The 12373-nt window shown below is 69.8% G+C and carries 12 protein-coding genes and 1 tRNA gene; 9 read left to right on the plus strand and 4 right to left on the minus strand.

Annotated elements, in window-relative coordinates:
* Nucleotides 1-10: 10 nt before the first annotated feature.
* Both DC434_RS13060 and DC434_RS13065 read right to left on the minus strand, forming a co-directional pair.
* Nucleotides 11-2809 carry a hypothetical protein gene (locus tag DC434_RS13060; RefSeq protein WP_116635722.1) on the minus strand — a complete coding sequence of 933 codons (2799 nt, stop codon included), beginning with the start codon at nt 2807-2809 and terminating at the stop codon, nt 11-13.
* A gap of 24 nt (nt 2810-2833) precedes the next feature.
* Complete coding sequence (locus tag DC434_RS13065) at nt 2834-4678, minus strand: HSP90 family protein (protein WP_116635723.1); 1845 nt, start codon at nt 4676-4678, stop codon at nt 2834-2836.
* 171 nt (nt 4679-4849) lie between these two features.
* Here DC434_RS13065 and DC434_RS13070 point away from each other — a divergent pair.
* The 3 genes from DC434_RS13070 to nusG all read left to right on the plus strand — a co-directional run bounded on the left by DC434_RS13070 (nt 4850) and on the right by nusG (nt 6309).
* Nucleotides 4850-4922: transfer RNA gene (locus tag DC434_RS13070), tRNA-Trp, on the plus strand.
* Between the two features lie 40 nt (nt 4923-4962).
* Complete coding sequence (secE, locus tag DC434_RS13075; RefSeq protein ID WP_116635724.1) at nt 4963-5235, plus strand: preprotein translocase subunit SecE; 273 nt, start codon at nt 4963-4965, stop codon at nt 5233-5235.
* A gap of 42 nt (nt 5236-5277) precedes the next feature.
* Nucleotides 5278-6309, plus strand: a complete 1032-nt coding sequence (gene nusG, locus DC434_RS13080; RefSeq protein WP_116635725.1) for a transcription termination/antitermination protein NusG — start codon at nt 5278-5280, stop codon at nt 6307-6309.
* A gap of 82 nt (nt 6310-6391) precedes the next feature.
* Here nusG and DC434_RS13085 read toward each other — a convergent pair whose 3' ends face one another.
* Nucleotides 6392-6787 carry a VOC family protein gene (locus tag DC434_RS13085; protein ID WP_116635950.1) on the minus strand — a complete coding sequence of 132 codons (396 nt, stop codon included), beginning with the start codon at nt 6785-6787 and terminating at the stop codon, nt 6392-6394.
* An 87-nt stretch (nt 6788-6874) separates the two neighbouring features.
* Between DC434_RS13085 and DC434_RS13090 the strand changes: the two genes are divergently transcribed.
* From DC434_RS13090 to DC434_RS13115, 6 genes are all read left to right on the plus strand, one after another.
* Nucleotides 6875-7882, plus strand: a complete 1008-nt coding sequence (locus tag DC434_RS13090; protein ID WP_165808067.1) for a WYL domain-containing protein — start codon at nt 6875-6877, stop codon at nt 7880-7882.
* Between the two features lie 191 nt (nt 7883-8073).
* Nucleotides 8074-8505: a 50S ribosomal protein L11 gene (gene rplK, locus DC434_RS13095; protein ID WP_116635727.1), complete on the plus strand. Its 432-nt coding sequence runs from the start codon at nt 8074-8076 to the stop codon at nt 8503-8505.
* Nucleotides 8506-8516: 11 nt separating this feature from the next.
* Nucleotides 8517-9203: a 50S ribosomal protein L1 gene (gene rplA / locus DC434_RS13100; protein ID WP_116635728.1), complete on the plus strand. Its 687-nt coding sequence runs from the start codon at nt 8517-8519 to the stop codon at nt 9201-9203.
* Between the two features lie 172 nt (nt 9204-9375).
* Nucleotides 9376-10197 (plus strand): amino acid ABC transporter substrate-binding protein, encoded by an 822-nt coding sequence (locus tag DC434_RS13105; protein ID WP_116635729.1) that lies wholly within the window; start codon nt 9376-9378, stop codon nt 10195-10197.
* 3 nt (nt 10198-10200) lie between these two features.
* Nucleotides 10201-10872, plus strand: coding sequence for an amino acid ABC transporter permease (locus DC434_RS13110; protein WP_116635730.1), 672 nt, complete (start codon nt 10201-10203; stop codon nt 10870-10872).
* A complete protein-coding gene (locus tag DC434_RS13115) occupies nt 10859-11671 on the plus strand; it encodes an amino acid ABC transporter ATP-binding protein (RefSeq protein WP_116635731.1) in 813 nt (270 codons plus the stop codon). Before DC434_RS13110 ends, DC434_RS13115 begins: the two co-directional genes overlap by 14 nt.
* A 10-nt stretch (nt 11672-11681) precedes the next feature.
* On the opposite strand, the gene DC434_RS13120 is transcribed toward DC434_RS13115, so the two are convergent.
* Nucleotides 11682-12350: a LysE/ArgO family amino acid transporter gene (locus DC434_RS13120; RefSeq protein WP_116635732.1), complete on the minus strand. Its 669-nt coding sequence runs from the start codon at nt 12348-12350 to the stop codon at nt 11682-11684.
* Nucleotides 12351-12373: the final 23 nt, after the last annotated feature.

The following is a 12373-nucleotide window of genomic DNA, read 5'->3' on the forward strand; positions in this document are numbered from 1 at the left end:
CGGTGGTCGCTCAGCTCTCGACGAGCGCGCGGACCTCGGCGGCCTCGCCGTGCCGTCCGAGCGCCTCGAGGACATCGCCGAGCTCGAGCGCGGCCACCTGACGGAGCGGAGGGATCTCGGCGCCGTGCTCGAGGGCACTGCGGTAGACCGGCACCGCGTCGGCGGGTCGCTCGTTCCCGGCGAGAACGCGGGCCGCGAACAGCTCAGAGCTGCCGGCCGCCCCGCTGTCGCCGAGCCCTGCGAAGCCGTCGGCCGCCGTGAGCGCCGCCGCGACGGCCTCGTCGACCCTGCCGAGCTCGGCGAGAGCCCGTCCGCGGGAGTCGGTCACATCGGCCAGCAGCCAGCCCGCGTCGTGCTCCTCTGCCAGGGCCGCGACCTCGTCGAAGAGCCCGAAGGCGCGCTGGTCGCCGCGCCCGCCGTAGGCCTGGCCGAGGCTGTGCAGCACCTCGGCGCGGGCCCCGGCGGCATCCTCCGCCTGCCGCACGATCTCGGCCGCCGACTCGAGGAGGGCGATCGCGTCGTCGTTCTCGTCGAAGCGGGCGAGGATCTTGGCCTGCTCCGTCATCGCCATGGCCTGGTCGGCGTGCTCCTCGGCCTCGGCGAACAGCTCGGACGCGTAGCCGTGCGCGCCCACCGCCTGGCCGAACTCGCCTGCCGCGCTCAGCGAACGCGCCAGCATCGACGCGGTCATGGCGCGCGAACCCGGGGGCACCTCGGCCTGCTCCTCCTGCTGGAGCACCTCGCCGAACAGCTCGGCGGCCTCCACGGCGTCGCCGGCGCGCAGCATGGCGCGCGCCATCCGGAAGTTCACGCCGGTCGAATCCCCTCCCGATTCCCCGCCCATGCGCGCCGCGAGCCGATAGCGCGACACGGCCTTCTCCGGCTCGTCGGCGTCTTCCCAGAGCGCGCCGGCGAGCAGGTGCGCCTCGGCCAGCGCGCGGGTCGCGCCGAGCTCGGCGAGCAGCCGGCAGGATTCATCCGCGTCGGTGGCGCCATCGACATAGGCGCTGCTGCCTCCACGCACGCGCGCCCTGGTCTGGTGTGCCTGCGCCCGATGGCCGGCGCTCACGTCGTCCTGCGCCAGGAAGCGATCGAGCAGCGCGGATGCCGCTTCGAGGTCGCCCTTGCTGAGCAGCGCCGAGATCGCCACCAGGGTGGTCGTGTTGGACAGGCGCGTGTCCTCCGCCTCGGCGAACGCCCGCGCCGCCACCTCGGCGTGGTCGAGCGCGGCATCCGCTTCATCGGCCTGCAGATGCAGGGACGCGCGGCTGATCGCGAGATCGCCTCGCGACCATGCGGGGAGCGCGGCGGACGCGGCGATCTCCTCTTCGAGTCCGGCGGCCGCCTCGGGGGTGTTCAGCCCGAAGGTGGCGAGGCCCAGGCGCTCCTCCAGGTCGGCCTGCTCGTCCCGGCCGGCGGCGCGCAGGGCCGCGATCCGCTGCGGCAGCAGCTCGGCGGCCTCATCGGCGCGGTCGAGCGCGATCAGGATGCCGAGCCGCATGGACTGGAGCTGCGCGAGCTTCGCGGGGTCGTCGACCTCCAGTGCGCGGGGCAGGGCTTCGAGCATCTCGTGCTCCGCGCCGAACTGCGCGAGCTGCATCGCGCGCTCGTACCAGCCGTCCGCGTCGACCGGCGTGACCGACGGCGCAGGAGCAGTGAACGCGTCCGAGCGGATCGGCACGTCGTGCTTCTCGGTCTCGAGCGCGCGCATCCGCGCCAGGGCGCGCGCATGACCGTCGGTCCCGTCGCGGTGGTCGAACTCGGCGCCGATCCGCTCGGCGGCGGCCCAGGCGGCAGCGGCGAGCTCCGCGGCGGTCCACGCCCCGTCGTGCGCACCGAAGAACGGGACGAGCCCGGCGGAGTCGGCGCCGCGGACGGGAGTCTCGCCGTGCCCGACGGCGGTCACCCGGTCCAGCGCGACCGCGAAGGCGGCGAGGGCGGCGAAGTGCGCGTCGACGTTCAGTCCGTCGTGCGCCAGCCACCCGATGTGCCGCTCGACCATCGCCAGAGCCCTTGCCTCGTTGCCGGTGACCGCGGCGAAGACGATGTTGCCTGCGACGATGCGCAGATTGTCGGGGTTGTCCTTCGCCAGCCGGTAGCTGCGCAGGTGCGCCGTCTTCGCGTCGTCGGGGCGTCCCGCGCGCAGATAGGGCAGCAGCACACGCGACAGGGCGTGCTCCGGCTCCTCTCCGCAGGAGAAGCCGCCCTCGATCATCTCCTCGACGAGGCGGATGGCATCGGCATCGCGGTCGGTCTCGGCGAAGAATCCGGCGAACTGGCTGCGCCCGCACGCGTCGCAGTGGCTGTGCTCGTCGCGAGGGGTCGCCTCGAGCTGCACCCGCAGCGCCTCCGCATCGTCGAAGCGTCCGGCATCCCAGGCGTCCTCGAAGCGCGCCGTGAGCACACCGCTCAGCCCGAGGCCCGCGGTGCGGTAGTGCGACTCCATGTCGTCGAGGACGGCGGCGATCTGCTCCTGCGAGAAGGCCGGAGAGGAGCGCAGGGCCGAGGCCATCCACTTGAACTGCCACATCAGGTCGGCGCCGCCGTTGTCGATGTCGGAGGGGAAGCGCTGCGGGTCGGCGTCGTGGTGCGCCAGGCACCACGCGAACGAGTTCAGCATGACGTCGGTGGCGCCGCCCATGTTGGCAGATGCCGTCTGCCGCATCCGTGCGTCGTACTCGAGCCGCTCGTCGCCGAGCTCGACGGCCAGGGCGACGGCTTCGGCGACGAGCGCCTGCTCCGCCGGACCCCACGGGGTGCGGTCGATCTCCTCGATGAGCTGCTGGAAGCGCTTCTTCGGACGTGCCATGGACGTGCCCTTTCGGTGGAGATGTCAGTGGGCGTCGCCGAAGGGGATCGAGTCCCCTTCCAGACCGGCCGAGAGCGAGACGAGGTCGGAGAGCGCGCTGGTCATCAACGCGCGGTCGGCGTCGCCGAGCGGATGATGACCCGCCAGCAGCGCCTGGATGTAGAGGAGCTGGACGGTCCGGCCGAACACCGCCTCGTCCTGCACGCGGACGAGGGCGCGGACGACGCGGTTCGACCAGTTCAGGCAGAGCCGCGCACGGAGGTCGTCCTCGCGCGCCGTCGAGAGCGTCCGGTCGATGCGGTCGAGCACGCCGCCCCAGAGCGCCCCGGTCACGCCCTTGGTGCGTCCGCGGTCGATCGCCCTCAGCACCTCGGGGTCGGCGACGTAGAGCGCCGCGAGCTCGGGTCGGTCGATCGAGCGGACGACGACCGAGCAGTCGGATGCCGCGAGCACGGCGCCCGCTCGGGCTTCGAGGGCTACGGCGGCATCGCGGTCGTCGAGAGGCGGGGGGTCCAATCGGTCGAGCTCGCCCGTGACGTCGACCTGCTCGACCGAGACGTGCGGGTGCAGCTCGGGCAGCATCCGGATCAGGTCGGCGTCGTACAGGTAGCCGCCGTTGACGAGCACCTCGTCGGCGGGGGAGATCCCGGCCACCTGGCGGAACTCGTCGACGCTCTGCGCATAGCGGATGTGCGGGTACCGCTCGACGAGATCGCCGATGCGCATCGTGCCGTGCGTGGTCTCCACCGTCAGCCAGCGCGTGATGAAACGCGCGAGCTCCTCGTCGTGGCGGACGAGCGATTTGAGGCCGACCTCGTGCACGGCGACGAACTGCGCGAGACGGTGCGGCTCGCGCAGGCCGAGCTCCAGCACCCAGCGGCGGATGCCGGCGCCGAGCTGCTCGCGGACCCGCTCCAGTGCCGCATCCTCGACCAGCGACTCCCGGCTCGCGGTGGGGGCGAGCCCGGTGGAGTCGACGACCGCGCGTACGAAGAACGCCCAGTCCGGGAGCACGTCGTCCACGCGCTCGGAGAGCAGCATCCGGCCGAGATACATCCGGGTCGCCTGGCGCGCGCCGGGCGGGGGAGCGTAGGGGAGCACGTAGGCGAGGCCGCGGGTTCCGGTCGCGGGCTCGGCGAGCTCGATCACGTCCAGCGGGGCGGCGCCGAGGAGGTCGCGCCCGTAGACGGCGGCGGCCTCGAGGTCGTCCGCCGGGTCGAGGAACGGCGCATCCCGGGTGATGTCGACGTCCCCGCCGGCCGCGTCGACGGTCACCCGCACAGGGAGGAACTCGCCGAAGGTCGTGGCCAGCTCGTGCACGGCCGCGGGGCGCAGAAGCTCGTCGGCGTCGAAGCGCGGCACGAGATGCACGCTGGTGCCGATGGGGAGCTCCTCGTCGATCTCGGCGACCTGGAAGGTGCCGTCGGCGCTGCCGGTCCACTCGACCGAGGCGCCGCCTCTGGCGCTCCGGGAGCGGATCACGATCGTGTCGGCGACCATGAAGCAGCTGAGCAGTCCGATCCCGAACTGGCCGAGGTAGTCGCTGCGGGGCAGGTCGAAGATGTCGCGCTTGGAGCTCCGACCGACGGTGGCGAGGAGATCGGCGACCTCGGACGCCGTCAGCCCGACGCCGTCGTCGCGCAGGACGAACTCGCCGGTCTCGGCTGTGAGGGGCGTGATCCGGATACGGCCGCCCCCGCCGTCCACCTCGCGACGCGCCGTGATGGCGTCGCGGGCGTTCTGCAGGAGTTCGCGCAGATACACGCGAGGACTGGAGTAGATGTGCCTGCTGAGCAGGTCGACGACTCCGCGCAGGTCCACCTGGAACTGCTGCACATCAGCGCTCACCGGCGCTCCCTCCCACTGCATCCGCTCGCCGAGCCTAACAACAACACCGGGCTCTCCTCGGTTCGGCTTCCCTCGGAGGATGCCGTATGCTGGGTGAGCAGTTGTTGTCTGCATTCTTTCGCCGTGCCTGGGATCTCCCGATCACAGTTCGGTGGCAGAGTGGGGAGAACACCCCGAGGCCTCCAGGCCTCTAGGGCGGTAGCTCAATTGGCAGAGCAGCGGTCTCCAAAACCGCAGGTTGCAGGTTCGATTCCTGTCCGCCCTGCGCGTCAGCGCAACGCTGACACACGAAAGGTACATTCAGGATGGATCAGGACGAACCGCGCGGCGAGCTGGTCGCGGCCGGCGCCACCCGTGAGAAGAAGGGCAACCCCTTCTCCCGGTTCTTCGGGGGAATCGCCCTGTTCATCCGTCAGGTCATCTCCGAACTGCGCAAGGTCGTCACACCGACTCGCAAGGAGCTGTTCAAGTTCACCGGTGTGGTGCTCGTCTTCGTTCTGATCGTCATGGGCATCGTCTACGGCTTGGACACTCTGTTCGCGTACGTGACGCACTGGGTTTTCGGAATCCCCGACTGATGACGCCCGCGGCTCGCGCCGCAGCTATGGAGAAGAAGCAACGTGTCTGAACGATATTCCGACGACGCCGACTGGGCGACCGCCGCAGAGCAGTCCAGCGAGGAGGACGAGGCCCAGGAGGGCAACGTCCTCGCCGCGGAGGAGCTCTCGGTCACCTCGGCCGAGCACGTCGCCGTCCACGTCGAAGACGAGGACGAAGACGAGGACAGCACGGAAGACATCGACATCGACATCGACGACCCGGAGGCGGACGCGATCGTGAACGACGCTCTGAACTTGGACGAGACGGCGGAGACCGAGGCTGCTGCCGAGGTGCTCAACGATTCCGTCGCAGAGGAGACCGCAGAGCAGGAAGCGGCGGCGGCCGACGAGGTCACCCCCTACGACGGCCCCGACGTGAACGGCGAAGACGACCGTCCGTCCGAGGACGACGAGGACGACGACGCCGAGGAGGACCCCTACGAGGCCTTCCGTCTGGACCTGCGCATGCTCCCCGGCAAGTGGTACGTCATCCACTCCTACGCCGGCTTCGAGCGCAAGGTGAAGGCGAACATCGAGCAGCGCAAGTCGACGCTCGAGGTCGAGGACGAGATCTACCAGATCGAGGTCCCGATGGAGGACGTCGTCGAGATCAAGAACGGCCAGCGCAAGATGGTCACCCGCGTGCGCATCCCCGGCTACGTGCTGGTGCGCATGGAGCTCACCGAAGACACCTGGTCGGTCGTCCGTCACACGCCGGGCGTCACCGGCTTCGTGGGCAACGCCCACAACCCGACGCCGCTGCGCTTCGAAGAGGCCTTCAACATGCTGAAGTCCCTCGTCGAGGTCAAGGACGTCCCCACGGCCAAGAACATCGCGTCGAAGGGCGGCGTCGCCGTCGCTCGTCCGCTGCCGGCCGAGGTCGACTTCGAGGTCGGCGAGACCATCACGATCAAGGAGGGCTCGTTCGCGGGTCTTCCCGGTTCGATCAGCGAGATCAAGCCCGAGAGCGGCAAGCTCACGGTCCTCGTCTCGCTCTTCGAGCGCGAGACCCCGGTCGAGCTGTCGTTCGACCAGGTCACCAAGATGGTCTGACCCTCTGGGTCGCTGAACCAGTCGAAGCGTACGAGAACGGCCGTCCCCTGTCGGGGGCGGCCGTTCTCGCGTCTGCCGGCGGTCAGGCGTGCTGGGCCGCCCAGTGCGGGCTCTGGATCAGGCCGAGCAGGTTGCCGAAGGGATCGCTGACGGATGCCGACCACCAGCCCTCTCCGCGCTGGGTCACCGGATCGAAGACCGTCGCGCCGAGCTCGATGAGCCGGTCGACGCTCGACCGGACGTCGTCGACGTGGATGCTCATCAGCGCGCCGCCCGGCTGTGCGAGCGCCGGGCGGAATCGCGCGTCCATGAGAGCGAATTCGTCTTCGTCGTCGCCGAAGCGCCACTCCGCGTACTGCACGGGGCCCTGCTCGGGGCGGACGAAGTACGGGGGAGTGTCGAAGACCTCGGCGTACCAGGCGACGGCTGCCGTCATGTCCTCGGCGACGAGGTTGAGATTGGCGAGTCCACGGAACATGTCGTTCTCCTTCATCGGTGGGGCTGTTTCTTCTATGCTTCCCGGTGAAGTGATCACCGAATGATCACTTCAGAAAAGAGTTCGGAGATGCGCGCCGACCGTCTCATCCAGGCCCTCCTGTTCCTCCAGGGGCGGCCGCAGGTGACGGCATCCGAGCTCGCCGCCGAACTCGAGGTGTCGGTGCCGACAGCGCGGCGGGACCTGGAGGCGCTCGCGATGTCGGGCGTCCCGATCTACCCGACGCGGGGGAGAGGCGGCGGCTGGCGACTGATCGGGGGCGCACGCACCGACCTCACCGGGCTCACTCAGGGCGAGGTGAACTCGCTGCTCGTGGCGCTCACGCAGAGCGGCGCGGCGACGCCGGAGCGGATCGCGGCGATGCGGAAGCTCGTCCGCGCGGTTCCCGAGCCGTTCCGGGAGGGCGCGCAGCGCGTCGCGGTCTCGACGGTGCGCGACGCGCCCTGGGGCGTCACCGAAGACGACTCGCCTCCCCCGGTCGTGGCGGAGCTGCAGCGGGCGATCGCCGGCTCCGTGCAGGTCGCGCTGCAGTACGACGGCTCGTCCGGTCCGAGCGAGGCGGAGGTCGTGCCGCTGATGGTCGGCAGCAGGGGCCCGCGCTGGTACCTCATAGCCGCGCCGGTCGTCGAGGGGACGGATGCCGCGGACGCCGGGCGGCTGCGGACGTATCGGGCGGATCGGATCCTCGGGCTGCGCCTGCTGGGGGTGCGCGGGACTGCCCCTGTCGAGTTCGACGGGGCGCTCGCCTGGGCCGAGATGGTCGAGCGGGTCGAAGCGTTCCGCGGGGCTGTCCGCGCGGTCGTGCACGTCGAGCCGTGGGCGGTGAAGGCGATCAGCGACCGGTTCGGGGTGCAGGCGCGGATGCTCGACGAACAGCCCGACGGCGCAGGTCGCGTGCGGATGGAGGTCAGCGCCCACCGTGTCGACGCGCTGGCCGAGCAGCTCGCGGGGTGGACCGGGGTCGCCGAGGTGGTGGAGCCGCAGTCCGTGCGCAGCGCGCTCCGTGACCTCGGCGAGCGGATGGCGGCCCTCTACGGAGCCCCATCGGCGCAGGATGGATCAGAAACGACTCTCTAGCCGCTCGCTCCGATGCGTTTCTGATCCGGCATCCGCGGCCGCCGGATGCCGAACACGGCGGCTCCGCTGATCGGGTAGACTTGTGTGGTTTGTGCGGCGTTTCGACGCGCGCAGACGACCACGACCCGGAGATGCCGGGTCCGTGGGAGAAACGGATGCCGATGGCATCCGGTTCGATGAAAGGAAAGAGAATGGCACCGAAGAAGAAGGTGACCGGCCTGATCAAGCTTCAGATCAACGCCGGTGCAGCCAACCCGGCGCCGCCGATCGGCCCCGCGCTCGGTCAGCATGGCGTCAACATCATGGAGTTCTGCAAGGCGTACAACGCCGCGACCGAGTCGCAGCGCGGCAACGTCATCCCCGTCGAGATCACCGTCTACGAGGACCGCAGCTTCACGTTCATCCTGAAGACCCCGCCGGCTGCGGAGCTCATCAAGAAGGCCGCCGGCGTGCAGAAGGGGTCGTCGACCCCGCACACGGTCAAGGTCGCGAAGATCACCAAGGACCAGGTCCGTCAGATCGCAGAGACCAAGCAGGCCGACCTGAACGCCAACGACATCGAGGCCGCCGCCAAGATCATCGCCGGCACCGCCCGTTCCATGGGCATCACGGTCGAGGGCTGAGGAGAATAATCATGGCTAAGTCCAAGGCTTACAACGCTGCTGCCGAGAAGATCGAGGCAGACCGCTTCTACACCCCGTCCGAGGCAGTCGCCCTCGCGAAGGAGACCGGCTCCGCGAAGTTCGACTCGACCGTCGAGGTCGCGCTGAAGCTCGCCGTCGACCCCCGCAAGGCCGACCAGATGGTGCGCGGCACCGTCATCCTGCCCCACGGCACCGGCAAGACCGCCCGCGTCATCGTGTTCGCGACGGGTCCGGCCGCTGAGGCCGCGATCGCCGCAGGCGCCGACGAGGTCGGTGGCGCCGAGCTCATCCAGAAGGTCGCCGACGGCTGGACCAACTTCGACGCCGCGGTCTCGACCCCGGAGCTCATGGGTCAGGTCGGTCGTCTCGGTAAGGTCCTGGGTCCGCGTGGCCTGATGCCGAACCCGAAGACCGGCACCGTCACCCCGAACACGGCCAAGGCCGTCGAGGAGATCAAGGGCGGAAAGATCGAGTTCCGCGTCGACAAGCACGCCAACGTGCACTTCGTCGTCGGCAAGGCCTCCTTCACCGCCGAGCAGCTGAACGAGAACATCGACGCAGCGCTCGAGGAGATCGTGCGCCTCAAGCCGTCGAGCTCGAAGGGCCGCTACATCCAGAAGGGTGCGGTGTCGACCACGTTCGGCCCCGGCATCCCGCTGGACGTCAACGCCATCTGACGCTTCGACCCGTCACAGAGGAATGCCCCCGCCTTCGGCGGGGGCATTCCTGCGTTCGCCGACCGAAACCCGACGTCATCGGATGCGGCACCGGCTCGCACGGGCGCGTACTGTGGATGGGTTCCGTCCCCGCGCCACAGCACGCGCGCACACCGCACCCCAGGAGGGTCCCATGTCTCGTCGCCTGATCGCCGTCACGGCACTCGTTCTCACCGCCGCCGCGCTCACCGCGTGCAGCGGCTCGAGCGCACCGGAGGAGTCGAGCGCGAGCGGTGACAGCGGCTCGGCATCCGACTTCGGTCTCGTGAAGGACGGCACACTGACCGTCGCGACCGAGGGCACGTACCGCCCGTTCAGCTTCCACGACGACAACGGCGCCGGTGCGCTGACCGGATACGACGTCGAGATCATCCAGGCCGTGGCCGACAAGCTCGACCTCGAGGTCGCGTTCGAGGAGACGCAGTGGGACGCGATCTTCGCGGGCCTCGACGCCGGTCGCTTCGACGTCATCGCGAACCAGGTCACGATCAACGACGAGCGCACCGCGAAGTACCTCTTCAGCGAGGCGTACACCGTCTCGCCCGGCGTGATCGTCGTGAACGAGGATGACGACTCGATCTCGTCGTTCGCCGACCTCGACGGGAAGACCACCGCGCAGTCGCTCACCAGCAACTGGAACGACCTCGCCACCGAGTCCGGCGCGAAGGTCGAGGGCGTCGAGGGCTGGGCCCAGGCCGTCGAGCTGCTGCGTCAGGGGCGCGTGGATGCGACGATCAACGACAAGCTCACCTTCCTCGATTACGAGACGACCAACAGCCCCTCGGGTCTGAAGATCGCCGCCGAGACCGACGAGGCCGGCGAGCAGGCCTTCGTGTTCACGAAGGACAAGAAGAGCCTGGTCGAGGCCGTGGACGCCGCGCTCGACGAGCTGCGCGCCGACGGCACGCTCGCGGAGATCAGCGAGAAGTACTTCGGCGAAGACGTCACGCAGTAACCCATGGAACCGACCTCGCCCTGGCAGCTGTTCCTCGACTCGCTCGGCCCCATCGCTCTGGCGGGGCTGACGGCGACGGTCCCGCTCGCCCTGGCGTCGTTCGCCCTGGGCCTCGTGATCGCGGTCGGCATCGCGCTGATGCGCATCTCGGTCAACCCGGTCCTGTCGGGGATCGCCCGGTTCTACATCTCGGTCATCCGCGGAACGCCGCTGCTCGTGCAGCTGTTCGTGATCTTCTACGGCATGCCCTCGATCGGCATCACGATCGACCCGTGGCCGAGCGCGATCATCGCGCTCTCGCTCAACGTGGGCGGCTACGGGGCGGAGGTGGTGCGCGCGGCCATCCTCTCGGTGCCCCAGGGGCAGTGGGAGGCGGCGTACACCGTCGGCATGAACCGCACCCGCACGCTCACGCGCGTCATCCTGCCGCAGGCGGCACGGGTGTCGGTTCCGCCGCTGTCCAACACGTTCATCTCACTCGTGAAGGACACGTCGCTGACGTCGCTGATCCTGGTGACGGAGCTGTTCAAGGTGGCGCAGCAGATCGCGTCCACCACCTACGAGTTCATGATCCTGTATCTGACGGCGGCACTGGTCTACTGGGTGTTCTGCCTGGTGCTCTCCGCCGGCCAGAGCGCACTGGAGAGGAGGCTCGACAGCCGTGTCGCTCACTGACCCCGCTCTCCCGCCCGCGGCAGCGCCGCTGCTCACCGCCCGAGGCGTCCGCAAGAGCTTCGGCGACAACGAGGTGCTCCGCGGCATCGACCTGACGCTGCACCGCGGTGAGGTGCTGGTGCTGATCGGGCCGAGCGGCTCCGGCAAGACCACCGTGCTGCGGGCGCTGAACGGCCTCGAGACGCCGGATGCCGGCACCATCGAGGTCGACGGAGGGCCGGACATCGACTTCGCGGCGTCGGGAGTACCCGCGCGCATCGCGAAGCAGCAGCGCCTCGCTCTGCGCGACCGCTCGGCGATGGTGTTCCAGCACCACAACCTGTTCCCGCACTTCACCGTGCTGCAGAACGTCATCGAAGGACCCTGGCGTGTGCAGGGCCGGCCGAAGGACGAGGTGGTCGCCGAAGCGCGGGTGCTGCTCGACCGGGTCGGTCTGAGCGACAAGGCGGACGCGCGACCGCATCAGCTCTCCGGCGGGCAGCAGCAGCGGGTCGGCATCGTCCGCGCGCTCGCGCTGAAGCCGGATCTGCTGCTGTTCGACGAGCCGACCAGTGCTCTCGACCCCGAGCTCGTCGGCGACGTGCTCGTCGTGATCAAGGAGCTCGCCGACGAGGGGTGGACCATGGCCGTGGTCACCCACGAGCTGAGCTTCGCCCGTGAGGCGGCGGACCACGTGCTGTTCATGGACGGCGGGGTCGTCGTCGAGCAGGGGACGCCGGATCGGTTGTTCAGCGCTCCGCAGCACGAGCGCACGCAGAGGTTCCTGACGCGCATCATGCGCCCGCTCGACGGCGCCTGAGAGCGAAGTCTCAGCCCCCGAGGACCGGCAGCACGAGGCTGACGGCGATGACGATCATCACCACGGCGATCGCCGCGTCGAGGATGCGCCACGAGAGCGGCGTGCGCAGCCAGCGGCCGACGTAGCGGGCGCCGAATCCCAGCGCGGTGAACCAGAGGATGCTGGCCGCGACGGCCCCCGCGGCGAACAGCCATCGGTCCTCGCCGTGCGTGGCGGCGATCGAGCCGAGCATGAGGACGGTGTCGAGATACACGTGCGGGTTGAGCCACGTCAGCGCGAGCACGGTGAGGATCACGGGCGCGAGACGGGTGCGCGTGAGCGTCGCGGTCGCGCCATCGCCCGCAGCGGATGCCGTGGGCGGCGCGGCATCCGTCCCGCCCGGCTCGAGGCCCGCTTCGCCGCCCTTCCACGCGCGCCGGGCGGCCAGCACGCCGTACGTCAGCAGGAAGAGCGCACCGGCCCACCGTGCGACCACCACGAGCCACGGCGCCGCCGAGACGACGAAGCCGAGGCCCGCGACGCCGGCGATGATGAGCACGGCATCGGACACCGCGCAGATCACGACCACGGCCAGCACGTGCTCGCGGCGGATGCCCTGCCGCAGGACGAAGACGTTCTGCGCGCCGATGGCGACGATGAGGGAGAGGCCGAGACCGAGGCCGGCGAGCACGGGGAGCATGTGTCTCAGACTAGATTTCGTCA

Source organism: Microbacterium sp. TPD7012, assembly GCF_003075395.1.
GTDB lineage: Bacteria > Actinomycetota > Actinomycetes > Actinomycetales > Microbacteriaceae > Microbacterium.